Raw genomic sequence first — 23,034 nt, 5'->3', positions numbered from 1 at the left:
AACTGGTGCTGCTAGAGAGATTTGAACTCTCGGCCTCTCCCTTACCAAGGGTAATTTTTATCTGTCATAAGGGCATGAAATAACTACAAAATATACGCTAGGAGCCATTCAATGCACTGATAGTGCACGGTCTCCTTCGAAAATAGTGATGGGTCGACGACTAAGATTTATCGGCCTGGTGGCGCGACCTGCGGTTTGCAATTTATGACTGTTTAAGGTAGATAACTTTTAGCATTTCATAATGGACGGTTCTTTTTGTTGGGGGGGCGGGTTCAGATGAAGCGAAGGCAGGTTCTCGGCGTCATCGCGGGTTCGCTCGCGATTGGGAAAACGCATCCAATTCGTGCTCAGAATTTTGATCAATTTGATACAAGGCTGGCAGCCTTGCAGCCGGATGAGTTGTTGGCAACAGGTTCCGCCAGAGAGATCCAATTTCGGCAGATCATCGTTATCGAAACTCAAGGTACTTCGCGCCGGTTGAAATCCGACCGGCGGATTTCTCGGCGAGCGAAAGATCTAATTGTCCGCTTTGAGGTCTCTGGAGAGCAGTATTACAAACAGAAACTTATCAACCCCATTTGGCCGAAGGGCGATTCCGGTATAACTATAGGCATTGGGTACGACATCGGATATATGTCTGGTCAAACGGTTAGAGGAGACTGGAATGGGATCCTGGGTCAAGATATTATTGATAGGTTCGTGACGGCGGTAGGTAAAAAGGGCGTAAACGCGCGAAATATACTCCAAAATTACTCCGACATAGAAGTGAAATGGGATAGTGCACTTCAGCAGTTTGACGGATTTGTTCCTTATATAGTTTCAGAGACCGAAAATGCTTTTCCAAATACGTCATTTTTGAATGAAGATTGCCTGGGGGCGTTGGTGTCCTTGGTCTACAATCGTGGAAGCCTCATTAATGGCTCGGATAGACGTAAAGAAATGCTGAATATCCGGAACCATATGGCTTCAAAGTCATTTGGTAACATTCCTGCGGAGATCCGGGACATGAGACGTCTCTGGCAGGGAAAAGGGTTGCCAGGACTTCTGGAGCGTCGTGAGTTGGAAGCACTCTTGTTTGAGCGTGGACTGGAGGCGGGATAATGCGCCACCTCGCTTTACTGCTCGCGCTCTGTTTCCTGACAGATACTGCTGCTATGGCACAAGACGGTGGTGGCTTCGGAGGCGGCGGAGCTGGTGGTGGCTTCGGAGGCGGCGGAGCTGGCGGCGGTTTTGGAGGCGGCGGAGCTGGCGGTGGCTTTGGAGGCGGCGGAGCTGGCGGTGGCGGTTCTGGCGGTGGCGGTTCTGGGGGGAATGGCTTTGGGAGTGGAGGGGGCGGTCCCGTAAGCCCTGGTTTCGGCAACAGCAGTCCCGGGAGTGATGGATTCGGCGGGATTGGCGAGGGTGAAGGGGGCCAAAATGGGCCGCTTATTATCCCAAGCGTTCGGAGCGTACTTGAGCAGTCATTGGAAACGAAGCCGCTCGACATTCAGCGTGCCGTACGTACACTGCAAAATCGGGAGCCATATCAGCTAGATACCCTGTCGGACTACCAAGCTGACGTCCCGCTCCTGCAGGGAATAACGTTTCCGAAGACGGGCGTTCCTGAGATTGGCGCGGATGGTCGACCAGTCCGCAATCCATCGATCATCGACTTGGACAACTGCCCGTCGTGTCAACCCGCTGATCCGGGCATAGGATTGCAGACGTTGTCGGGACTGCCTGGCATCGAGTTACCCCCGCGGCTGCAAGATGCCACGACCGGGGGTGGGGCAAGTGCTCAGATCAATCAATGTGGCGCGGCCGTGCAGCTATTGCGTGCGCCCGTGTCGCCGACTCGCGGTAATATGATTGATGACTTTGATGGTGCCTGCCTCAAAGCAGGTGAACCCGAGACCTACGCACAGTTCGACGCTGATGATAAGCGTGAAATTTCCGAATGCCTTGCAGCACACCTGCTCTACGAGCAAAACTGTTTGCAGTATTTGGATACCATTACCGACACAAGAATCGTCGGCCGGGTCGGCATGTTGTTTAACGTCTTGGATCCAGGCGAACCAAAGCCTACATGCACGGCAACGCTGATCAGCGAAACGCTCATTGTTACAGCGCGTCATTGCTACTACGGCGAAGCGCTTGGCAATCTTGGTCCCGACGCGGACGCTACCGGTGCTCTCGCCTTCGCACCTAGTCCCGTGCTCTTAGCCGCAGTTAAAGCGCACCTGCCTCCTTACATTGAAGTTGCTGCAGAAGTCACTCCAGTTGGAGAACGCCCTGTCGCCGTTGTAACCTCATATCCTCAACCTCCGGACGACGTTATAGCTCTAAGGTTAAAAACTCCTGTCCCGCTTGAAAGCCCGCGCCTCAAAGTCTCGTGGGCAGAAGTAGAGCTTGGGTCAGAACTGACGTTGATTGGATTTCAGGAGCTTGCTTTCCGCAGGGCGCTACTTGAGCAGCGCATAAAAAATGCGGCCCTCACGGCTGGAAGTTCGCTTCTGGAAGATGGGGCTTTCTCAGCGTTTCTTCGAGCTGACCACGGTGCCATGTGCGTAGTCGGCGACCTCACACCCGGTCAATTTGGACACTATTGTCAAAGCTTTCAGGGCACTAGTGGAGCGCCAATCTTTCTCGGCAATCTTGCAGGTTCCCCAGACCCCAATTCGACAATTCGCTTAGTCGGCTTTCAGTCGCGAGGAAATGCGAATGACATGCCTGACAAAGAGATTATTGGCCCCCCGAACACAGCAGCGAGAATGTCGGCCGAACTCGCGTCTCTGTTAGGTCTACAGTAGGTTCCGTTACCCAACGTCACTCGTACTGGCGTATCCGAAGTTACCTCGCCCCCATTTTACCAAACGCCTCGACCAGTAGACAGGATCGCTCCACCATTCCTGATCGCGCCAGAGCTGCGGCACGGGTAGCGTGTTGATCGCGTCGATCAGGGGCTGCTGCGGCACGTGGGTGTAGTGCCGGCTCATATCGTCGGCGGCGTGGCCGAGGATCTGGTCCTTGATGTAGGGGTGGATGCCGTTGACGACGAGCTGCGTCGAGACCGTGTGGCGCGCGGTATAGGGGGCGATATCGATGATCGTGATGCCGCGTTTTTTGAGGCGGTTTCTAGCCCCCGTGATGGCGCTGGAAATCTGGCCGCCAAACTCCTCGGTCGGCGGATAGGGCTTTCCCTTGTGTGAGCGGAACAGAATGCCGCCGCGTGCCACCAGTGCCTCGAAGAGAGGGGCGATAAAATCATGGATAGGAACTCCGCGCGGTTCACCTGTCTTGCTGGCGTCGAGCGTGATCCATCGGCCTGGCACGTTCACGTCTGACGCATCGAGAGTGAACATCTCAATCGGACGCATCCCGGTGTAGAAGAGGGCGGTCATAAGCTGAGCCGGAGCCGGCGACATGGCGGCTACGAACTGAGCGGCTCGGTCATAGCTTGTCGGCTTGGTGCCGGCGCGTACCTTGAGCTTGGCGACGTTCGTGCCTTTCGCCTTGCGCGGCCGCTTCCACTGGCGAACCTCGGCCCACTGGTTGCCGGCGGCATGGTTCCAGACGGCGATGAAGGGGGTGTAGCACTGCCGGTTGCGCGTCTCGGCCGAGGCTGTCGGAAAGAGAATGCGGGCAGCGGCATCTAGGTCGGATTGGGTAAGGTCTTTCAGCAGCTTGCCGCGAAAGTGCGCGACGATGCCGGAGACCTTGCCTGTTGCGGGTGAGACCTTGATAAGAAACCGTTCCGAGCCGCCAGACGAGATGTAGGACTCAGCAGCCTCTTCGAAGGTTATGAGGGCTTTCTTGCCGTGAACGCTTTCGTTCAGCAGCCGGCTTTCCGTTTTGATACGGATCGCTTCCGCGACCTCTGGGTCGCCAGTGCCAGTAGATTCGAAAATGCTTTGTCCGCGGACGGTGCCCCGGATGTAATAGAAGTCCGAACCTTTGCGGCGGACGAGTTTGAGGGGCATCGCTTAATTTCCCAGATTGCCAGAAGATCGCTCTCGCTGAAAAGGAGGTCGCGACCGGAAACGGTACAAAGACCCTCGCGCCGGGCAACTTTGGCTATGGCGCGAGTCGTCATGCGCAGATGTTCATGCGCCTCGTCGAGATTGTAAACTTTGCCCAGTGGCCCCGTCATGCTTCGTCCCTCGATCTCAGTGCGCCGACGGCGGCCAGACGCTGGTTTATGATCGCGGTGCACCGGACGATTGCCTCGGCCTCGTCGAAGTCGCAGTAGACGCCCCAGAGCGCATTCGCGAGTTCATGCGGATCGATACCCTTCGAGGCCCAGTAGTCGCGCTCAGAGCCGAGCTTGCAGGAGTGCTGCAAGTCGTGTTCCGCTGGCGACAGGGGCAGGGCGAACCGGTCGGGTACCTTCGTGCCCTTTCCGCGCCCATATGCGCCGTGCCAGGCGCTGGGATAGGAGACGTGGGCCGCCTGCACGCCATAGGCGCCGGAGACCGCGCACGGCAGGTTGTGAATGAAAGTCAGATAGGAAGGCTTTTTGGACGGACGGCGCGCGGGCGTCGGATCCGGGCGGAACGAGTTGGCTACACGGAAGGCCATCAGTCGATATCCTTCTCTGGGGTCAGTTCTCCGGCTTTCCAGTCACGCTTCATGCAGGCGAGTTCGATGCCGACAGCGCGAAAGGCAGACCGAAAGCCGATGATCACCTCGGAGAAGAACGCAACGACAAGGACCGGCGGCCCGACGATGATGATGAAAAGACGAGCGGTCATGCTGCCTCCTGAAGGAATGCGAGAGGATCGAAGCCGACGGCATCGGCAAGCAGTTCCATCGCCTGGTTCATGAAGCCGCAGAACTCGTCATGCGACATGCGGTCGAGCGCGATGCTGTCGGGAACCAGGGTGATTTCGCCGGTCCGGAGATTGATAGTCTGCTCCCGGTAGCCGAGCGTCATTTTGATGTCGCGATGAAGGGTCTCCGGAGACGGCCACTTGCCGGTGACCTTGACCACCAGGCCGAGCGCTTTCCAGTAGGTGCGCAGCTGCTTGCTGGACCGCTGCGACACCGGGACGAGCTCGAAGACCTTGCCCTGCGGTACGACGGCCATCTTCTCGGCGTCGTCGGCGGTGTGCGCGCGGAGACCGCGGGCCGTCATCACGGCTTCGATGTGTGGTGGTTTCTCCTTTTTCGCCATGGCTCAGCCCGCCATCATCGGGTGCTGCGAAACTTCTCTGTTCGCCGGCCGGCTCGGCGCGCGAGCGATTGCGGCCTCGATCTCCTTCTTGAGGTCGAGCGCGTCGCCCGGCTGCATGGCCCAGAACCGTTTCAGCGGCTCCCGGTTCGCGTCCTGCCATCTGGCGACGGTCTCAGGCGTGTTTTCCCGTAGGAACTGCAACACCGCGTCGGCGAATTTCCCTACCGGCACGTTTTCGAGCGTCCAGTTGTCGCCCCAGGTGACGGTAATGGAATTGTCCGCACCGACCGCGCGCATCCTATGGTCTTCGCGTTCCTTGAGAACAATTTCAGAGGCGGTGAGGTCGAGGATCTTTGCGCGATCCAGTTCGGCTTCGTCGTAGAGGCCGGTAAACTGCTCGGGCCAGCCGGCGCGCAAGGCCTGCATCTCAGCGCACTTGGCGATCATCAGGCGTGGCATCCGGCACCAGTTGCCGGAATCGTCCAAGGCCTCGATTTCCTCGCCGATCGGAACCTTCTTCCGCTTCGGCTTTCCGCTGTCGGGCCAGACCTCGCCCGTTTCTTCCCACTTATAGCCGCCGGCCGCCTTCCTTTTGATCGGGGCGAATTCTTCCCAGTATGCCTGGCCGGCGACCTCGTACCATTCACTGGTTTTCGGATCTTGCTTCCACAGGTAGACGGTCGCAACCACGATGCCGTGTGGGTTCAGTGGCCCCTTGAGTGACGGATCGATCTCGTAGACAGGCGGCTTGCTCGCCGGTCGGTAGTCACCGCACCGCTGCGCGATCACGCGCTGGCCGTCGCGGCTGATGATGATGGTCATGTTGCGCCTCGCCGCATCATCCTTCGAGAAGACCATCGGGATGATCTGCTTCAAGAAGGGATCGAGGCGCTTGGCCTTCGCCACCTCCATGTAGAGGTTGAATTCGTCGTCGTTGCAGTCCTTGGCAATCGTCTGTTTTACCAGGGCAATCTGGCGCGGCGTCATGTCGAAAGTGGTGAGGGCGTTCATGGTCACTTCCTCCGGACCGTGAGAGAGAACGAGCCGTTGTCGAGGGTCGCGCCAGGGATTGCGGCGGCATTCTTCTCGCGCAGCGCGTCGGTGAGGGATTTCTTGTCGAGCTTCGGGGCGGGGCGGGGTTGCTCAACCCAATACTTGGCCGGGATATCCGCCTCGTCCGTGACGATCAGGCCTGGGGCGCGCTTCGAAAGCGACAGCGTCGCCGTCGGCAGCTTCAGCGATACCTGGTCGGTTGCCAGCATCGCCTGTTCGATCAGGGCTCGAATCCGCTCGGCGCGGTTTTCGATCGCCTTTCGGCGCGCCTCAAACTCTGCTTCCTTCGTCTTGAGCCCCGTCACGAGAACGTCGCACTCGTCGAGTTCGGTGACAGCCTTGGCAAGGGCCTCGATCAGGTTTGTTTCGCCCTCGATGGTGTCGGCGACGAGCTCGGCGTCATCATCGGCACCTCGCTTGCGGAGATCGACCAAAAGCGCCTTCGCGGCTTCGGTCTGCCGGCGCACGCTGTGTTCGATCGCGGGAGCGGTCATCAGACGGTCCTTTCCGCGATGATGGTTCGGTGAACTCCCTCCGTCTTGGCGAAGCCGATCGCGTAGAACGCGAGAAGGCCCGCCAGCAGGATCAGGAAGGTGGAGAAGGTGAAGGTCGCGCGCTGCAGCTGCACCACGCCGCCTAGGTCGATGCATGGGGCCGGCGGCAGCTGGCAGCGTCCGCACTCACAATAGCGCTCGGCGGGCGAACAGGCGTATTGGATAGGTCGGGTCATGACCGGCCCTCCGCCTCGGCAATCGCCGCCTTGGTGGCTGCAACAATTGCCACGCGGTCTTCTGCCGGAATGCGTTCCCACCGCTGCTTGACGCTACTCCCGGTGATCTCGAACCACTTGTTCAACATCATCAGAGCTTCGAGCATGTCAGGAGCGGCGGCGATCAGGCGAGCGTTCGCCTCCGCCTCGGGAACCTCCGGTGAAGGTGTCGCGATGATGCGAGGCTCAGCGCACTTCTCGCGCCATTTGCCGTCCAAGAATTCAACGTCGCTGGCGGGCCAGATAGCGCCGAATGGGCCATAGAGCCACGGGCCGGGAGTGTGTTTGCTCATTGGAGGCTTGCTCCTTCAATCAATTGTTCGCGCGTCGCGGCGTTGTGCCCGACGGCTAGCGCCGCACCGATCTGCTCTGCGGCATCGGCGAGGCTGACGAAGGTCGGGGCGAGGCCACATGCGGCGTCTTCCTGCCAGTGGCGGACCCAAGCCGCCTGCTGGCGCAGAGCGGCGCGGAGGCGTTCAATCTCGGTCATGCTGCACGCCCAAACTCGCGCTCGCGGTCGAGGTCAAAATAGGCTTCATCGACGATCTCGGACGCGGCGACCGCCTCGTCCTGGATGCACTTGCCGTCGGCGCCGAGGTACCAAACGAGTGACGACAGGCTCGAAAACATCGCCTGCACGAACTCGCGCGCGGCTTCCTTGCATTCTTGATCGGAAGAGTTGCCCTGCGTCTGCGCGAACAGCGCTTCGACCTGCTGCAGCATGTTTGATTTGATGTCGGTCATGCTCATCGCTTCGCCCTCTCTTCAGTGCCTTGCTGATGGGAGGAATGATACACGCAATAGCGTGCATGTAAAGTGTCATCCACGTTAAAGCGTGTATTTTTCTCGAAGAACGATTCTCGGCGGCTATCTCGCATCTGTTAACGATCGCGGATTGATTCTTAATAATGTTCTTGTTTAGTTCTCATTTTCCAGCCATGCTCGCCGGGATTCCAGGCATGCAGGGGGAGGGAGAACATGAATTTCTCGCGCGGCGGAGCTATGCCCGCAAACAATGATACGGAACGGGTGTAGGTAGACATGGCTATCATCCACCAGATCCGACGTAAGTACGCAACCAAGGCGGACGAGACCGTCGCGGAACTGCTCTACGGAACCGGGATAAAAACTGAAGAAGAGATGGAGACCGTGATCAAACGAAAGGCGGCTGAAATATCAATCGCCATGGCTATTTTGCACGGTGGAGACTGGCGGGTGCAGATTGATCACGAGGATGGTCTTGTTGTGATTGCTCGTCGTCGATCTCGACGACAAACCCCTTGATGGCTTTAAAGACAGCGGGAAGATCATCTCGGTCAATGCCGTAAGCAAGGAGAGCAGACTGCAGCTGCCCATGGGGATCGCCAAGCACGCCGGAAATCACATATACCGTGGCTCGCGGGCCAAGTTCGGACAGAAGCTTCGCTAGCCTGGTGAAAGACGGATCCTTTTCGTCCTTTAGGACCTGCTGGACATAATTTTCCCCAAAGCCGACCGCTTGGCTGATGGCGCGCTTACTGCGTCCGTCAGCCTCAATCATTTCCCGAAGTCTGCTTCTCCAGTCGTTTTCCATGCAGTGCTGGTTTACCACGCTCAGGAAAAACGCGCGTGAACGTTATAGCGTGTATTGATTTGCACGCGATAGCGTGTATCATGCTCTCCCATGAAGAGAGATCTCCTATCTGAAATTGAACGCTTCCTATTAGCTGAGAACATCGGCGAGCATCGTTTCGGGATACTGGCGGCCAGAAATGGACGTCTTGTCGAAAGGCTCCGATCGGGTGGGAGGGTGTGGCCAGAAACGGCACAACGGATTCGCTCGTTTATGGTTTCGCGTCGCCCCGACATCCTGGATCTCAAAGAGAGTCTCGTGCCACCCGTTGTTGCACGCCAGTCTGAGGCCACCCAATGAGCGCCGATGCTTTTGCGGTTGGTCAACTCCGCTCGTTCATCGAGCGAGTGGAGCGCGTTGAAGAAGAGATCGCCGTGCTCAATGGCGACAAGTCGGACATCTACAAGGAGATCCGCTCCGCCGGTTTCGACGTGAAGACGGTTCGTAAAGTCGTCGCAAAGCGCAAGCTGGCTGACGATGTGCGAGACGAGCAAGACTCGCTCTTCGACACCTATTGGCATGCGCTGACGGGTTCGACCCTCGTGCACGTGCACACACGAGAAAACATTCAAGAAAATCCGAAATCGGACGGCGGCGCAGTCGCTGCAGTAAAGGGCAAGGCCCGACTGGCGAACGCCGCTGGCGTTGAACCGCCGCCGTCCGAGCATAGCGAGGCCACCCAGACCGCAACGAACGAAGGAGGCGCCAACCCAGAGGAAGACATGGCTCAAGGGAGCACTCCCGACCTCGAACCCTCTGGCCCGGAGGCTGAACGGGCAACCTCTTTCACCGCCAGGCCCCCAACCCCGTTGAGACCGCATTGCCGGCAGCCGGAGGCATGCGGTGGCTACGGCCGGAACCACTGCCACACATGCGCGAAAGCAATGCGCGAGCGCGAACCACAAGAGGAGCTTGCATGATGAGGTTTTCATTTGGGAGTGACGCCATGGCACAGCGCGCGATCGAGCGCGGGGTAGGCGGCAACCGCAAGAACGCGACCCGCGTTGAAATCTCCGCTGCCGTCGCGGCGTTCGTAGAGAGGGGCGGGGCGGTCCGTCGTTTCGAGGCTGGCGTTTCCGGCGACTACGACGGGGTCAAGATCTTTCTGGCGGCGCGGGGATACGACCTTTCGACCTACCGCCATGCTTACCGGCTGAAGACACTGGGCCAGAAGGGGCCGGGAAAGGTCATGCATTGGTCCAAGGTCATCGCGCTCGTTGACGAAATCCGGGTCGCGGAGAACCGCGAGCCGCTGCGCAGAAAGGTCGCCTGATGATCGCCCAGATCATGTTCGCGGCGAACATGGCCCTGGCGTTTCCGCTTCTCGCGGGTGTCGCCCTGTTCGGCCAGTTCGAGTTCCGCCGGACCGGCTTCCAGCAAAAGGATTGATCGCGGGTTTCCTCCTTTCCTCGCGGTCATAGCTCGCGCCGGTTTCCCTCCTCTCCCTGGCCGGCGCGAGCAACCCTTAACCGGATCCGTTCGATCGCCGTTTTCATAACGACGGCTTGAACGAGGATCCCCAGCGGAATGGCCGGTGACGACAGGGGATCGTCACCGGCAGCAGAGCCGAAATGGGCGGCGGAGGCTCTGCGGAACGGAATGACATTGGAGGGACCGGCAGCCGTTGGCGCGGCGCCGTCCTCTCCATCGGAAGTAATGCCTGTGCGACGCATCACGTTTCTCCATCAACACGAGAAGGATCGCACAGGAGTTGTCGGAAATGTCCGAGAAGTCGTCGGAGAAATCAGAAATGTCTACGGCTACCTTTTGTCAGAACGCTTTGCAGAAAAAGATCGCGCCGAAGAGCGTCGGCAGCGTGCAGACAAGAATTGCGACCGCCGCGCGGCACCTCGGCTGGTCGTACACCCGAACCCGCGACGCTTGGTACGCGGACCCCAGAATTTCCATCAGAGGACATGAACTCCGACGCGTCGAGGACGTGAGCGGGCTTGTCTATGAGGCACGCCAGGAGGTGCAGAAAAATGAAGACGCAATTGGCAAGGCCACCGCTCTCCTGGGCGGCGAGGACGCGCATCTCGTTCGCTCGATCGTTGCTGCGGTTCGCTCGGTCCTTGGCCTTCGCAATAGCGCCTGAGCTCCGCGACGAAGTGGGGAAGCGCGAAACCACACCGGAGGATGCCGAATGAACGCCATGGCTCGCGTCACTGAAGAAAACGATGTCCTTCGTGAGCGTATCCGCCAGCTTGAAGACGTGCTGATGCCGTCGAAGTTTGTGTTCCCGCCGGAATGGAAACTGACGCCGACGGAACAGCGCGTCCTTCGCTGCCTGGCAACTCGAGAGTTGGTCTCAAGAGAGGCGATCCGGATCGCGGCGCGCGGATTTGAACATGAGGACAGTTGCGAGGCCACCTCTCAGGTCTGGGTGCATAAGCTCCGCAAAAAGCTGCGCCAGCGTGGCGTCGATATTCAGACCATTTGGGGCTCCGGGTACCGGATCGAAAACCGGCAGCAGTTCCTTCGCACGCTTTCGCGACCGTTGGAGATGTAGCCATGGCCCAGCACCTGATCTTCAGTGAGCACCTGACGGCCAAGGAAGTCCACCAGCCAATCGCTGACACCTATCTCGGGCAGGCGCATATCGCAGGTACCGGGCCAGAGGGCACGACCTGCCGCGAATGCATCTTCTGGCACGTCTGGAAGTCGAAGAAGCTGGCAGGGGGGGGTATCGAGAAGGTGCCGGCCGATCCTGGGTACTTCGGCGCTCGCCACCCCAAGACGCCGTGCGAGCTAAAAAAGGCGTTCTGCAATCGTCCGATCCTGAACAAGGCCAATCGGCTCATCCCTCATTCCGCGAAGGCGTGCCGCCTGTTCGAGGCGTCGGAGCACGTCTTGCAGGCGAAGAGTAGCGGGTGAGCCAATGCCCGCAATGACCCCTGAGAAAATCGCCTTTCTCGATGCCGAGATCAAAGGCCTTCGCACTCGTATCGGCGACGTTGGAAACTCGGTCCAACGCGCCAAGCTCAAGATGCTGCGCGACATCCGCGAAGACTACTGCAAATCAGTCGAGGCAGACTTTCGACGGCGACGGGAAGGTGACAGATGAACCACGTCGTCAGGTTCAATGCTATTCATCCTCTCGACGAGTTGGGCCTTGAACTGGTTTTTGTCAGCTGCCGAATGCGCGCGGCGATGGCAGTTCGGGCAAAGCGCTATAACGTGTTTCGGGTGATCAGGCCCCCCGTCGCTCACGCGCTCGATATGGTGGGGCTCAAGGTAAGGTTCTCCGTTGGAGCGGGAAAACGGTGCCGGCTCGCCATCATATTCGCAAAGACCTTTCGCTCGTCGAAGCACGTATGTGCTCACATGACGGCTACGTTCGTAAACGGTAGTTTTCCGTGGACGGCCCGGCGCGGTGGGCTGGGAGGCTTGGTAGGCGAGCTCCCTGAGCTGTTCGAGTGTGAGGCCGTCAAGGCTTCGGTCGATGCCGTGCGGGCTCTCAAGCACTTCGATGATGTTCTCAAGCGGACGCAAGCGAAAGACAATCGCATTGCGCATTTGCTTGTTGGCGTCTGGTGCCCGGCGCCATTCGTACGCTTCGCACACATATTCCCCGAGAAACTTCAGCTGGCGCTTGGCCTCTTCAAAAAACAGCAGACTCTTAGAGGCTTGGCTGTGTTGCAAGAGGCCCAGATTGCGATCTGTCATAGATTGATCACCATAGCGGCCGGCACCAAAGTACTCAAAGCTACCATCGGGCATTTCACGATCTTCGTAGCCGTGAGCTTTGCCGCGTTTACCAGTGATTGCGATGACCAACTTCGCTGCTGCCGGTGTGATAATTCCGCCCTGTGGCTGTCCGACAAAGCGGTCGTGAATATCCTTAGTGCGGTTGTATCGCTTTCCTCGTTCGAATCCCCAGGTCAATGGTGGTCTCCTCTCCGCTGCAATGCGTCTCTTATCGCGCCTCTGGGTTGCGCATCAGTTAAGCGGATAGGCGAACGCCCTCGGTTAACAGGGGCGTTGTCATGAGCGAGCGTCCTTTCATGCAGCTCTACGTCTCCGACTTCATCGGGGACACCCTGCATCTGAGCACCGAGCAGATCGGGGCTTACATGCTGCTGCTGATGGCTATGTGGAATGCCGGCGGCAAACTGCCGAACGATCATGCCAAGCTGGCGCGCGTCGTGCGCATGAGCGTGAAGAAATGGCTCGCGATCAAGGATGATCTGCTGGGCTTCTTCGACGTCGGCGCCGCCGAAGTTACGCACAATCGCCTGACGAAAGAGCTCCAAAAAAGCGAGAGGAAATCGCAATCGAGAGCCGACGCCGGGGCGAAGGGTGGAAGCGCTAAGGCATTGAAAGATAAAGAAGCACGCCTAGCAAATGCTATGCCTGAGCTACAGCATCTTCCAGATACCAGAGTCCATATAGAAAAAGAAGAACCTATCGGTTCTTCCAAAAAGCGTGGTTCTCGCCTTCCGGCAGATTTCAAACCCGACTTCGATTTCGCTGCTTCGATCGGCATCGATCATTCCCGGGCCACGGCCGAGTTTGAGAAGTTCCGCGACTACTGGAACGCAAAACCCGGCAAGGATGCCGTCAAGCTCGATTGGCCGGCTACCTGGCGGAACTGGATCCGCAACGCTCGGTCCTGCGGCCCGGGCACCCGCTCGCCTCCCTCGTTCTCCTCGACAGCGAAGGCCGGCCAGACCCGGGAAGAGTACCTTGCCGCCGAGCGGCGCCGATCCGATAGGAGCTTTCAATGAACGCCCACGCCAAATTGCCATCTGGCACGCTTGAGCAAGCCGATCGCATTTACCGTCTCGAGCAGCGCATCAAGGGCCTGACCAGCCAGAACGACGAGCAGACAAAGCTGATCCTGTCGTTGCAACTGTCGTTGGCAGATGCTCAGGCTCGCATCCTTGAGCAGGCGAAGGCGCTCTGCGAATTCCAGCAGGCCGACGATGGGGAGAGGCTGTCGCCGCGCCGCCCGGTGCGCGACATCGTGAAAGACGTGCTGCTGTTCTACCCCGGAATCACCTGGGAGGACGTTGTCAGCGTTCGCCGCGAAAAGCGGCTGATCGAGCCGCGTCATCGCTGCATGGTCGCGGTCTACGAGGAGCGCAAAGACCTGTCGATGCCGGCGCTCGGGCGTATCTTCAGGCGGGACCACACCACCATCATTCATGCAGTTCAGAAGGCGGAGGCCAAGCGCTGATGGCAAAACGAGGCCGCAAGGCAAAGATGAATGCGATCTCCCTTCCGTCGATCGGCTCGCTTCAGGCGCACGTCGAGTTGCGGCAGATCGACAATCCTCTTCACAACCCGGCTCACGACGGCGAGACATGGAATCCGAAGCAGATCCTTGCCGCGGTCAACGTCAAGGAAAGTGCTCTCGTCGTCCTCAAACAGCGCAAGCTGATCAACGATGCGCAGGAGAGGGCGGGAGAGAAGTTCCGCCGCATCTGGGAAGCCCTCGGCGGCGCTGGCGCTGGGTCGTTCGACTACAGCCGCGAGCCGGTCGACGGCGGGGGTCCGCGTTCGGCGCTGTCCGATAGCCAGATCCAGGCCGGCATCGACCTTGCGGAAGCTCGTCGGGTCCTAGGCATCGGATACGACGTGATGGTCAAGGTTGCCGGCGAAGGAAAGGCTATTTCCGAGCTTTCGCCGAACCGGACACTGCAGCGGGCCTATACAGAATTTCTAAAGGAAGGGCTTACCGCTTTGTCTATCCACTGGGGCTTCGACAACGGAGGAAAATTAAGGAAAAATCAGCCGGAAGACACTTCCCCCGTGCGCACGAGTTTGTTATAGGAAAAATATATTCGTGATCTGCGCCAAGAGGCAGTGGTCACCATCTCCTCATCAACTCAACCAACTTCAAAGCATCGTCCTGGACATTGGATGGCGCGTGATCCGGCTGCTCGGTTAATGCTGCGTGCGCCAAGGCCACGCGCTCGACGGCCAGAACGTGGATCGGCCTAAGTGCGGCTCGCTCATTCTCAATGTCCTGGTAAGCACGAAGAGACATCCCGAGTTGGTTCGCCATCGTGTTTTGGGTCCACCCCCAGGACTTCCGCATTGCTATGAGTTCGTCCAATGTCATTGAAACGCTCCTTGGCCTTTGCTACATTCTTGGGAACCGGAAGGGTGTGCTAGACCCCTCCGGCCCCCGGTTTACCGGCTAATGGAGATAGTCAGTCTCCACCGGCCGATCCGGACTTGGAAGCTGAGCTTGAGGCTCATGGTAGGCTCCTAGTCCTGCCGAAGCGGGAGTGCTTCGGTACGATCGTTGTACGAAGTTTCCTCGTGTTCGTCAATCGAAATATGCGGAAACCACGTAAAAATTAAAGCCGCCCGATTTGTCACCGGGCGGCTTTTCGTTGATCGCTATCTCCACCAGTCCAGGGCCATTTGGATGAGTTCGGTGGAGATCCAAACGGTTACGGCGAAGTCACGGTACTTGATGGTAATCGGCAGCATGTCAGCCCTTTCTATTAACGAGGACGAGTCACCACGACTTGTCTCGTTGAAAGATCGGAGCGAATGGTTGCTGGTTAAGAATTGTAAGGATCTGGAGCGCGACCACCCGATGACTGCCGTCTATGCGCAGGGTGGAATCCTTGCATTTCGAACTTAGATCTTGTCTGAGACGATTAGAGTGACTCCGTGTCCGACGACGTCCGCAACGTTGATTACTTGCCCGGTATACGCGAAGACGATCGCGGCGAACGCGCATGCGAATATGATCATGAAAAAACCGAGTGCCTGGATAAGTTTCGTTTGGCTTGGCAAATGATTGTACTCCTTCTTTGACGCGTGAACGCAACCGCCCGGCCGAGAGGACGAGGGTTGTCACCATTGATTTTGGGTTTGAACGACGAGACTGCGGGCGGCATTTAGGGCCGCGGGTACCTCAGAGTTAGCCGGATGGCCGGGAAGCAGCAACAAAGTCGCGGAAATTTATTCCGAATAGGAAGGATATCGACCTGTTCGTCTGATTTTCCTCATCTCACCGAGCATGTTTATGTCGGCCCTTCGAGCTAGCCCGTTTGATACGAGGCAGCAACCAAGCCGGTGATTATTTCCGAATAAGAAGGATACAGACCTATCTGTGTCGCCGCCTGCATCTGTCGAACATCTCTATGTCGGAGTAGAGCGACCCGGTAACTTTCCAGCCTCCTAAGCTGAGGTCGAAGCGCGGAGGTGATGAGTAGACTCCCTACCTTCGGGTAGCGTTCTGCGGGCAAGGAGTCAGTATCAACGTCGGCCCGTCCTGCCAGTCGGTTACTGTGGCTACTTGTAGATGGGGCTCATCTTGGGCCGCTTGCCTTTGGTCTCGTCACGCAAGAACGCACAGGTGCCGGCGGCAGACCATGAGCAACTTGCATTTGTGAGTGCTTGGTCCTTGTTACGGCACGCTTGAAGTCCAATGTCTTCGCAATCGCGATAGCCATTCAAAAACGTACATATGCATTGGGAGGCGAAGGCCGGCTGAGATATTGTGATTAGCGACAATGCGAGGAAGCACAATCTAAGCATTTTATCAACCTTTCGATAGTGTTGGACATTGTAAGCAACAATGGCAACGAGCGCGAAGGAGTATGCTTAATATGGCAGTGGCGAAGCCAATCACCACTTCAAGGTAACATTTCTGGAAAGTCACAGTTTTAACTTGCGCAATCACACATTGTTATTTGCTAATTGCGGTTAACCACAAAGTATTATCGAGAGGGAGGGTTTGGACAATCCGCCCGGTTCCCCCGATGTCTCAACTTGTGCCCTCAGGAGAGGGTAGAGGTTGAAACGCCATTTCTTCTTCTGGCTTCGCAGACCAGGGGCTCCGCCTGGGACGGGCCTCGCAAGTAACGTGTATTCGGTCCAAAGCGTTCGGGACTTCTTCGTATCGCGCTCGTCTTTCCATTCGATTGCCTTCATTTCGGCAATAGATGCCCGCGGGGCCTTCGGCTTCTTACCGCCGCCTCTCACGTGGCTACTCAACATGTGCGTGAACTTCTTCTGTGGTTTCTTCGTCACCGCAATGCTCCTCGCGCCCTCGTTGGGGGCATCGTCGATTATGGAGTGAAGCGACGGACTATTTCGTCTTCGATATCGGTGATCGCCTCATCGAGCAGTTTGAGAGCGTCCTTAGCGACTTGCGTTGGGGCCGTTCCAAAGACATCCCTGCATGCATCTCGAGCTGATCGGAGCTTATCGATCTCCTTTGCGAGCGTCGGAGTTGATCGTTGGTTGAGTGGCTTCATCCATCTATGCCTCAAGTTACCAGGTGGCGACGTTCGTATTGGCGGCGGCGCATTAGCTTTCTTTGAGCGAAGAAACCGGAACTCGATCCTGAAACACCATGCACAATCCATCCTTCTGGTCGTCAGATAGTCGGTCGAGATCCCGTATGAGACCGGCGTATGTGCCATTGGCATAACCGGGTATGAGGCCGGCGGCCCCGATGTTGTCTTTCAGTTTGTTGGAATAGGCCAGATACCCGCGGTACGTGGCCTGATCAAATCTTCCGAAGCAAAGCACATTCATCGTGTCGATGGTTGCAAACGCCAAACCCTGGTCGAAAAGCTCTTTCGTGTGTTTGGCGACGTAGTCTTTGCCCGCGGTTTCGTACGGATCGTTGCTGATGAGTTGCAGCAAGAAGGCGACGACGTGTGCAGTCTGCACTCTATTTCTCCCTGAGATAATGCATTTCAGGGTTGTATCCATCAAAACTCGTGGAGAATTGGTTAGCGCCCCTGATCGTGTCGCGATCGGCTCCGCTTCGTTCTGAAGTTGAATTTAATCAAAGGTAATCAAATGGCCCGAGGCGGTAAACGCGAAGGCGCTGGCCGCCCCGCCGGTGCCATCACCAAGCGCACCCGAGAGGTAGCAGAGCGAGCATTGGCGACCGGCATGAGCCCGCTCGATGTCATGCTCGACAACATGAGGCACTTCCAGCAGGTGGCGCTCGATGCAGAGGCAACCCTCGAAGGCCTGACCGCTGACCAGTTTTCGGAGCAGGTCGCCCCCGATGCCTCGCCGGAAGATCAGTTCAAGTTCCTGCTCGCTCAGGTGAAGAAGACAGCGGGGTTTCGGCAGATGGCCCAGGATGCCGCACGCGATGCCGCGCCGTATGTTCACCCGAAGCTCGCTTCCGTCGAACACTCAGGCCCGAACGGTGGGCCGATCAAGCTCAACATTCTGCCTGAGGACGCCGACCTGTGACGCATGGAAGTCGCTCGTTTAACGGAGAAGCAGCGAGAGGCTAACCGCTTGCTGGCTGGGCCGGCTCGCAACATCATGCTTCGCGGCGGTTCGCGATCGGGGAAGACCTTCGTTCTTTGCCGCGCGCTCATCCAGCGGGCCATCAACGCCCCAGGATCGCGGCATGCCATCTTTCGCTTCCGGTTCAACCACGCCAAGACCTCGGTATGGTCGGACACGCTGCCAAAGGTTCTGTCGCTCTGCTTCCCGACGCTGAAGGTTCGGTTCGACAAGACCGACTTCTATGTCGAGTTGCCGAACGGTTCGCAGGTCTGGATCGCCGGCCTCGACGACAAGGAACGGGTCGAGAAGATCCTCGGCCAGGAATACGCCACGCTCTACTTCAATGAGAGCAGCCAGATACCGTGGGCCTCGGTCGAGACAGCGATGTCGCGCCTTGCGCAGAAGTGCAAGCTGGCCCCGGAGATCGCAGCCGCGACGGGCCGGCTCTTTCTGTCGCTGAAAGCCTACTTCGACTGCAACCCGCCATCAAAGCTCCATTGGAGCTTCCAGATGTTCCGGGCGAAGATGAAGCCGGGCACGAAGGAGGCGCTGGCAAAGCCGGAAGACTATGTCGAGATGCGGGTGAACCCGTCCGACAACGTCGATAACCTGCCGGCGGAATACTTCGAGGTTCTGGCCTCGATGTCTGCCGCGAAACGGCTTCGGTTCGAAGCGGGCGAGTGGGCAAGCGAGGTCAGCGGTGCCCTTTGGGCGCTCGAAGATCGTTTGGCACCCGACGGTAAGAACATGCCTGGTATTGACAGCCTCCGGGTTTCGGAAGCGCCGGAGATGCAACGCATCGTCGTCTCTGTCGACCCATCGGGAACGAGAGGCGATGGCGCCGGTGACGATATCGGTATCATCGTCGCGGGCCTCGGCGTCGACGGCCACGGCTACATTCTTGAGGACGGCACCTGCCAGATGTCCCCGGAGGGATGGGGGCGTCGCGCCGTCGACCTGTACCACTGGCACGAAGCTCACCGGATCATCGGCGAACGCAACTTCGGCGGCGACATGGTGCGGTTCACCGTCTCGACGGCGGATAAGAAGGCAGCCTTCAAGGAAGTGGTTGCCAGCCGCGGCAAGGCGGTACGCGCCGAACCTATCAGCGCCCTCTATGAGCAGGGCAAGGTGCACCACGTCGGGGACTTCCCCGACCTTGAAGACCAGATGTGCAATTTCACCCCGTCCGGATACCTGGGCGAGGGCTCGCCTGACCGGGCCGACGCGCTAGTGTGGGCTCTCACGGAATTGATGCTGGGTGGTTCGTCCTTCACGCTGGCGAACGTTTAGGAGCGGACATGGGAAACATAATCGCTTTCGTCCGCGACAGCCTGACGAACATGGTTGCCAACATCGGCACCAGTCGGGACAAGGCGGCGTCGACCTTCTACTCGATGCCGATGCTGTCGGATGAGGAGTTGCTCAACGCCTACCGTGGCGCATGGCTGCCACGGAAGATCGTCGATATCCCGGCGTTCGACAGCGTGCGCGCATGGCGTGACTGGCAGGCGAAGAAAACTCAGATCGAGCTTATCGAGGCCGAAGAGAAGCGTCTCAACGTCAAGGGCAAGATCCTCGAAGCCAAGATCAAGGCTCGGCTCTGGGGTGGCGCCGCCGTTGTCATCGGTACCGGCGATCAGAACCTCACCGAGCCGCTCGACGTCGAGCGCGTGGGCAAAGGCGGCCTGAAGTACCTCACGGTCATCTCCCGCCGCAACCTTACGGCAGGCGAGATCGATCGCGACCCGGCCTCCGAATGGTACGGCAAGCCGAAGGTCTATCAGATCAAGTCGACGGACGGCGTGCAGGTCGACATTCACCCGTCGCGCCTGGTCGTCTTCAACGGGGCTGCGCAACCGGACGAGGAGATCGTCACCACGACCTATGCCGGATGGGGCGACAGCGTTCTCCTGTCGGTCGTCGAGGCGATCAAGCAGGCCGATGGCACCGCGGCGAACATTGCCAGTCTGGTCTTCGAGGCCAAGGTCAACGTGATCCGCATCCCCGATTTCATGCAGAATGTCGGAGATGAGCGGTACCGCGCCAAGATCCTCGAACGCTATACGCTGGCGGCCACGGCCAAGGGCATCAATGGCGACCTCCTCCTCGACAAGGAAGAGGAGTTCGAACAGAAGACGGCGAGCTTCGCCACGCTGCCAGACGTGCTGATGTCGTTCATGCAGCTGGTATCGGGCGCGGCCGATATCCCGGCAACGCGATTGCTCGGTCAGTCTCCCGCAGGCATGAACGCCACCGGCGAAAGCGACCTGCGCAACTACTACGACCGCCTTCAGGCCATGCAGTCCGTCGAGATGACGCCGGCCATGGGTCGCCTTGACGAGTGCATCATCCGCAGCGCCCTCGGCGCGCGCGACCCGGATATCTATTACGAGTGGGCGCCGCTCTGGGGCATGTCGGAGAAGGAAAAGGCCGACGTCTTCAAGACGAAGGCGGATGCAGCCCGGGCGCTCGCCGGCACGTCGACATCACCGCCGCTGGTGCCGATCGACGCCTTGTCGGATGCCTTGGTCAACACGTTCGTCGAAGACGGATCGTTGCCTGGTCTGGAAGCTGCGATTGAGGAGCATGGCACGCTCAGCGAGCAGGAGCCGGACGACGACGAGCAACGAGCTGCCGTTGGGGAGGACATCATGGAACAATAGGCGTGGTGGATCAGGTCGCGTTGTTCCCCTGATCGGTGAACGTCATCGAACCATCAAAGAAACCGCTCTTGTTTCTCAGCCGGAATTCACTCACGTGACTGTCCCCAAAGATGTCGCGGTAACGTATCTCGCCATAGACATAAATTGCTTCCGTTCCTGAAGCCAGATTCTGGACAGATTGTAAGGGAATCGGAGCCGGGGCTACCGCCATCGATTGACTAGCATGGCCTGCTCCCAGAGACATAACAGACGCGGGAGGCAACTCGACGAGTGCGAACGAATCGGGTGCGGCAGGTTGTGGCCGGATCCCTATCCTGACATGAGCCTGCAGATCTAACGCCGGAGTTTGCCCGGTATTCTTGAACTGGATCGTGCCTATCGGGAGGGAGTTTGGCATAACGTAGTCCTGGTGCTGCCCACCAGCGTCGCACGATAGGCCCGAACCTTCGACTAGAACGTAAGCCCGCAGTTGCTTTTTTGCGATGTCGGCGGCCTGCAATGATGCTTCGCCGGCAAGTCGAGCTGATTCTGAAGCCGCATCGGCGGCGGTTTTGGCCGAACGGGCGGATCCATCGGTAACTTTCCAGAGCAGCGCAGTCACCATCACCAATACAATCGTAGCTAAGGCGGTAACAACTGTACCGGCTGCACTCCATAGACCGAGTTCGGACGGTTGTGGCCCCAAGTAGATCGATACTGCCCATCCGAGGCCAAATGCTATCAGTGCTGCGCAGGCGACTGCCACCCAAACGGAAATTTCTCTCACAATTGCACCTTGGAACTTCGAGTTGAGCAACGTCGATAGCACATTTGGCTACCGCGTGGTCAACCGCACCGTGCACCTCAAGTTTGGTGTTCTCACCACCAAGTCGAGAGTCGAAGAGGCCGTCGTGTGGGCGATCGAACACATCACCGCCTAAGAGGCAAAAATATGAACTTCATTGACCTTGCACCGATCGCGGGCACGCGACGGACTGCCGATGGCTACCTTGTTGCGGACGTCCGCACCGCGCGCACAGGCATCCAGCTTTATGCCGGCCGGGAGGTCGGGAAGCCGGAGATGCAGTCCGTCAAAGTGTACCGCTCCGCCGACCAGGTCTTCGATAAGGAAAGCCTCGGCAGCTACGCCCACAAGCCGGTGACGAACGATCACCCGACTGAAGCCGTCACCGCCGGCACATGGAAGGCCGTGTCGGTCGGCCAGATCGGCGACGAGGTCGCGCGCGACGGCGAGTTCGTCCGCATTCCTCTCGTTGTCATGGACGCCGCCGCGATCAAGGCGATCGACGATGGCAAGCGTGAGCTGTCCGCTGGCTACACCTGCGACCTCGCATGGGAGCCTGGCACGACGCCCGAGGGCGAGAAGTACGACGCCATCCAGAAAGATATCCGGATCAACCACGTCGCCATCGTCGAGCGTGGCCGCGCCGGATCAAAAGCTCGCATCGGCGACGGTGTGGGACAGTGGGGCGCTGCCCCGTTCACCAGTGATCAGAAACCGCAAGAGGAAAAGATCATGACCCTGAAGACGGTTACCGTCGATGGCATCCCGGTTGAAGTAACCGATCAGGGTGCCACGGTGATCGGCACGCTGCAGCAGCGCCTTGCCGACGCCATTTCCAAGCTTACCGCCACCGAAGCGGCACATCAGACGGCTCTGGCCGCCAAAGATGCCGAACTGGCGAAGAAGGATGCCGAGATCGATGCCACGAAGGCCAAGGTGCTTTCCGACGCCGACCTCGACAAGCGCGTGCAGGCTCGCGCCGATCTGGTCGCCAAGGCCAAGGTTCTGGCCAAGGACGTCAAGACCGAAGGTCTCAGCGATGCCGCCATCCGCAAGGCTGTCGTCGTCGCCAAGATCGGCGACGCGGCCGTCGCTGACAAGTCGGACGCCTACATCGATGCCCGCTTCGACACGCTCGTCGAGGACGCGAGCAAGGGCGGCGCCGATCCGTTCCGCACGGTCGTCAAGCAGGGGCTCACCTCTGACGCGGACCTCACCGACACCAACAAGGCTTACGAGGCAATGCTTGCCCGCGATCGTAACGCCTGGATGGGCAATCAGAAGGAGAACGCATAATGGCCTTTCCTCCCGTCTCCTATTCGCGCGACACGCCGGCCGGCTATCCCGGCATGATCGCCACCACTGAGCCGCATTTCATTACCTCGATGATCGTCGCGGCCGCCTCCGGCAACATCCCGTTTGGCATCGGCGTCATCTACGACACCGTCGAGGACACGGTGAAGCTGCCGGCTGCCATCGGCAAGTTCGCCGGCGTCGCCGTCGTCGATCGCACGCTGCCCTTCGCCAACGGCGAGGTCTACAAACCGTACGACCAGATCAGCGTCATGAAAAACGGCTCGGTCTGGGTTACGGCACTCGTTGCCGTTGCTCAGGGCGACCCCGTCTATATGACCCCGACTGGCGGCTTCACCAACGTTTCCAACTCGTCGGCCAACCAGCTGATCGAAAATGCCGAATGGGCAAGCGTCACGAGCGGTACCAACCAGCTCGCGCGCCTGCGCCTGGGCGTCACCAAGTAAGGAGAACACA

31 protein-coding genes are annotated in these 23,034 nt (G+C 58.6%); 16 read left to right on the top strand and 15 right to left on the bottom strand.

Annotation, left to right across the window (positions count from 1 at the left end; translation table 11 throughout):
• The first annotated feature begins 276 nt into the window (after window positions 1–276).
• On the top strand, window positions 277–1,101 hold the full coding sequence (locus OKW20_RS04535) for a hypothetical protein (protein ID WP_429170494.1): 825 nt from the start codon (window positions 277–279) through the stop codon (window positions 1,099–1,101).
• Between the two features lie 362 nt (window positions 1,102–1,463).
• Entirely contained in the window at window positions 1,464–2,789 is a 1,326-nt protein-coding gene (locus OKW20_RS04530) for a trypsin-like serine peptidase (protein ID WP_429170491.1), read from the top strand.
• Between the two features lie 6 nt (window positions 2,790–2,795).
• Here the strand turns inward: OKW20_RS04530 and OKW20_RS04525 are convergent, their stop codons facing one another.
• From OKW20_RS04525 to OKW20_RS04475, 11 genes are all read right to left on the bottom strand, one after another.
• Window positions 2,796–3,959 (bottom strand): tyrosine-type recombinase/integrase, encoded by a 1,164-nt coding sequence (locus OKW20_RS04525; protein ID WP_429170488.1) that lies wholly within the window; start codon window positions 3,957–3,959, stop codon window positions 2,796–2,798.
• A gap of 166 nt (window positions 3,960–4,125) precedes the next feature.
• Entirely contained in the window at window positions 4,126–4,557 is a 432-nt protein-coding gene (locus tag OKW20_RS04520) for a DUF968 domain-containing protein (protein WP_429170485.1), read from the bottom strand.
• Window positions 4,557–4,730, bottom strand: coding sequence for a hypothetical protein (locus tag OKW20_RS04515; RefSeq protein ID WP_429170483.1), 174 nt, complete (start codon window positions 4,728–4,730; stop codon window positions 4,557–4,559). The genes OKW20_RS04520 and OKW20_RS04515 overlap by 1 nt, the downstream gene beginning before the upstream one ends.
• Window positions 4,727–5,152 carry a hypothetical protein gene (locus OKW20_RS04510; protein ID WP_429170480.1) on the bottom strand — a complete coding sequence of 142 codons (426 nt, stop codon included), beginning with the start codon at window positions 5,150–5,152 and terminating at the stop codon, window positions 4,727–4,729. Before OKW20_RS04510 ends, OKW20_RS04515 begins: the two co-directional genes overlap by 4 nt.
• A gap of 3 nt (window positions 5,153–5,155) precedes the next feature.
• A complete protein-coding gene (gene bet, locus OKW20_RS04505; protein WP_429170478.1) occupies window positions 5,156–6,163 on the bottom strand; it encodes a phage recombination protein Bet in 1,008 nt (335 codons plus the stop codon).
• 2 nt (window positions 6,164–6,165) lie between these two features.
• Window positions 6,166–6,699: a siphovirus Gp157 family protein gene (locus OKW20_RS04500; RefSeq protein ID WP_429170475.1), complete on the bottom strand. Its 534-nt coding sequence runs from the start codon at window positions 6,697–6,699 to the stop codon at window positions 6,166–6,168.
• Window positions 6,699–6,935, bottom strand: a complete 237-nt coding sequence (locus OKW20_RS04495) for a hypothetical protein (protein ID WP_429170472.1) — start codon at window positions 6,933–6,935, stop codon at window positions 6,699–6,701. The genes OKW20_RS04500 and OKW20_RS04495 overlap by 1 nt, the downstream gene beginning before the upstream one ends.
• On the bottom strand, window positions 6,932–7,267 hold the full coding sequence (locus OKW20_RS04490; RefSeq protein WP_429170469.1) for a hypothetical protein: 336 nt from the start codon (window positions 7,265–7,267) through the stop codon (window positions 6,932–6,934). The genes OKW20_RS04495 and OKW20_RS04490 overlap by 4 nt, the downstream gene beginning before the upstream one ends.
• A complete protein-coding gene (locus OKW20_RS04485) occupies window positions 7,264–7,464 on the bottom strand; it encodes a hypothetical protein (protein WP_429170466.1) in 201 nt (66 codons plus the stop codon). The genes OKW20_RS04490 and OKW20_RS04485 overlap by 4 nt, the downstream gene beginning before the upstream one ends.
• Window positions 7,461–7,718: a hypothetical protein gene (locus OKW20_RS04480; RefSeq protein ID WP_429170464.1), complete on the bottom strand. Its 258-nt coding sequence runs from the start codon at window positions 7,716–7,718 to the stop codon at window positions 7,461–7,463. The genes OKW20_RS04485 and OKW20_RS04480 overlap by 4 nt, the downstream gene beginning before the upstream one ends.
• A gap of 445 nt (window positions 7,719–8,163) precedes the next feature.
• Window positions 8,164–8,547, bottom strand: a complete 384-nt coding sequence (locus OKW20_RS04475; protein WP_429170461.1) for a helix-turn-helix domain-containing protein — start codon at window positions 8,545–8,547, stop codon at window positions 8,164–8,166.
• A 335-nt stretch (window positions 8,548–8,882) separates the two neighbouring features.
• On the opposite strand from OKW20_RS04475, the gene OKW20_RS04470 reads away from it, so the two are divergent.
• The 5 genes from OKW20_RS04470 to OKW20_RS04450 all read left to right on the top strand — a co-directional run bounded on the left by OKW20_RS04470 (window position 8,883) and on the right by OKW20_RS04450 (window position 11,460).
• Window positions 8,883–9,506, top strand: coding sequence for a DUF2312 domain-containing protein (locus tag OKW20_RS04470; RefSeq protein WP_429170459.1), 624 nt, complete (start codon window positions 8,883–8,885; stop codon window positions 9,504–9,506).
• A 26-nt stretch (window positions 9,507–9,532) separates the two neighbouring features.
• Window positions 9,533–9,859 (top strand): hypothetical protein, encoded by a 327-nt coding sequence (locus OKW20_RS04465; RefSeq protein ID WP_429170456.1) that lies wholly within the window; start codon window positions 9,533–9,535, stop codon window positions 9,857–9,859.
• Between the two features lie 447 nt (window positions 9,860–10,306).
• Entirely contained in the window at window positions 10,307–10,681 is a 375-nt protein-coding gene (locus OKW20_RS04460) for a hypothetical protein (protein WP_429170454.1), read from the top strand.
• A gap of 48 nt (window positions 10,682–10,729) precedes the next feature.
• Window positions 10,730–11,095, top strand: coding sequence for a helix-turn-helix domain-containing protein (locus OKW20_RS04455; protein WP_429170451.1), 366 nt, complete (start codon window positions 10,730–10,732; stop codon window positions 11,093–11,095).
• Window positions 11,096–11,097: 2 nt separating this feature from the next.
• A complete protein-coding gene (locus OKW20_RS04450; protein ID WP_429170448.1) occupies window positions 11,098–11,460 on the top strand; it encodes a hypothetical protein in 363 nt (120 codons plus the stop codon).
• A gap of 135 nt (window positions 11,461–11,595) precedes the next feature.
• On the opposite strand, the gene OKW20_RS04445 is transcribed toward OKW20_RS04450, so the two are convergent.
• On the bottom strand, window positions 11,596–12,471 hold the full coding sequence (locus OKW20_RS04445) for an HNH endonuclease (protein ID WP_429170445.1): 876 nt from the start codon (window positions 12,469–12,471) through the stop codon (window positions 11,596–11,598).
• 101 nt (window positions 12,472–12,572) lie between these two features.
• Here OKW20_RS04445 and OKW20_RS04440 point away from each other — a divergent pair, with 101 nt between their 5' ends.
• Genes OKW20_RS04440 through OKW20_RS04430 form a run of 3 tightly spaced genes read left to right on the top strand, consistent with a single transcriptional unit; the run spans window position 12,573 to window position 14,361 of the window.
• Window positions 12,573–13,313: a YdaU family protein gene (locus OKW20_RS04440; RefSeq protein WP_429170442.1), complete on the top strand. Its 741-nt coding sequence runs from the start codon at window positions 12,573–12,575 to the stop codon at window positions 13,311–13,313.
• Window positions 13,310–13,765 carry a helix-turn-helix domain-containing protein gene (locus OKW20_RS04435; protein ID WP_429170439.1) on the top strand — a complete coding sequence of 152 codons (456 nt, stop codon included), beginning with the start codon at window positions 13,310–13,312 and terminating at the stop codon, window positions 13,763–13,765. The genes OKW20_RS04440 and OKW20_RS04435 overlap by 4 nt, the downstream gene beginning before the upstream one ends.
• The gene (locus tag OKW20_RS04430; RefSeq protein WP_429170437.1) at window positions 13,765–14,361 is read left to right on the top strand and encodes a hypothetical protein; all 597 of its coding nucleotides are present in this window, start codon (window positions 13,765–13,767) and stop codon (window positions 14,359–14,361) included. The genes OKW20_RS04435 and OKW20_RS04430 overlap by 1 nt, the downstream gene beginning before the upstream one ends.
• A gap of 37 nt (window positions 14,362–14,398) precedes the next feature.
• On the opposite strand, the gene OKW20_RS04425 is transcribed toward OKW20_RS04430, so the two are convergent.
• Together OKW20_RS04425 and OKW20_RS04420 are read right to left on the bottom strand one after the other, a co-directional pair.
• Window positions 14,399–14,653 carry a helix-turn-helix domain-containing protein gene (locus OKW20_RS04425; RefSeq protein ID WP_429170434.1) on the bottom strand — a complete coding sequence of 85 codons (255 nt, stop codon included), beginning with the start codon at window positions 14,651–14,653 and terminating at the stop codon, window positions 14,399–14,401.
• 2,210 nt (window positions 14,654–16,863) lie between these two features.
• A complete protein-coding gene (locus OKW20_RS04420) occupies window positions 16,864–17,232 on the bottom strand; it encodes a hypothetical protein (protein WP_429170432.1) in 369 nt (122 codons plus the stop codon).
• Between the two features lie 228 nt (window positions 17,233–17,460).
• On the opposite strand from OKW20_RS04420, the gene OKW20_RS04415 reads away from it, so the two are divergent.
• Genes OKW20_RS04415 through OKW20_RS04405 form a run of 3 tightly spaced genes read left to right on the top strand, consistent with a single transcriptional unit; the run spans window position 17,461 to window position 20,480 of the window.
• Window positions 17,461–17,772, top strand: coding sequence for a hypothetical protein (locus tag OKW20_RS04415; RefSeq protein ID WP_429170431.1), 312 nt, complete (start codon window positions 17,461–17,463; stop codon window positions 17,770–17,772).
• Between the two features lie 3 nt (window positions 17,773–17,775).
• A complete protein-coding gene (locus OKW20_RS04410; protein ID WP_429170429.1) occupies window positions 17,776–19,107 on the top strand; it encodes a phage terminase large subunit in 1,332 nt (443 codons plus the stop codon).
• A gap of 8 nt (window positions 19,108–19,115) precedes the next feature.
• On the top strand, window positions 19,116–20,480 hold the full coding sequence (locus tag OKW20_RS04405) for a DUF1073 domain-containing protein (RefSeq protein ID WP_429170427.1): 1,365 nt from the start codon (window positions 19,116–19,118) through the stop codon (window positions 20,478–20,480).
• 10 nt (window positions 20,481–20,490) lie between these two features.
• Here OKW20_RS04405 and OKW20_RS04400 read toward each other — a convergent pair whose 3' ends face one another.
• Entirely contained in the window at window positions 20,491–21,084 is a 594-nt protein-coding gene (locus OKW20_RS04400) for a hypothetical protein (protein ID WP_429170424.1), read from the bottom strand.
• 184 nt (window positions 21,085–21,268) lie between these two features.
• On the opposite strand from OKW20_RS04400, the gene OKW20_RS04395 reads away from it, so the two are divergent.
• The 3 genes from OKW20_RS04395 to OKW20_RS04385 are packed head-to-tail and all read left to right on the top strand — an operon-like array spanning window position 21,269 to window position 23,024.
• Window positions 21,269–21,400 (top strand): hypothetical protein, encoded by a 132-nt coding sequence (locus OKW20_RS04395; protein ID WP_429170422.1) that lies wholly within the window; start codon window positions 21,269–21,271, stop codon window positions 21,398–21,400.
• Window positions 21,401–21,411: 11 nt separating this feature from the next.
• Complete coding sequence (locus OKW20_RS04390; protein WP_429170420.1) at window positions 21,412–22,560, top strand: DUF2213 domain-containing protein; 1,149 nt, start codon at window positions 21,412–21,414, stop codon at window positions 22,558–22,560.
• Window positions 22,560–23,024, top strand: a complete 465-nt coding sequence (locus tag OKW20_RS04385; RefSeq protein ID WP_429170418.1) for a structural cement protein Gp24 — start codon at window positions 22,560–22,562, stop codon at window positions 23,022–23,024. The genes OKW20_RS04390 and OKW20_RS04385 overlap by 1 nt, the downstream gene beginning before the upstream one ends.
• The last annotated feature ends 10 nt before the right edge of the window (window positions 23,025–23,034 follow it).

The organism is Ensifer sp. LBL, assembly GCF_050435225.1.
In the GTDB taxonomy this organism is placed as follows: Bacteria; Pseudomonadota; Alphaproteobacteria; order Rhizobiales; family Rhizobiaceae; genus Ensifer.
The sequence above is the reverse complement of the archived record's forward strand: the minus strand, read 5'-3'. Positions and strand labels throughout refer to the sequence as shown.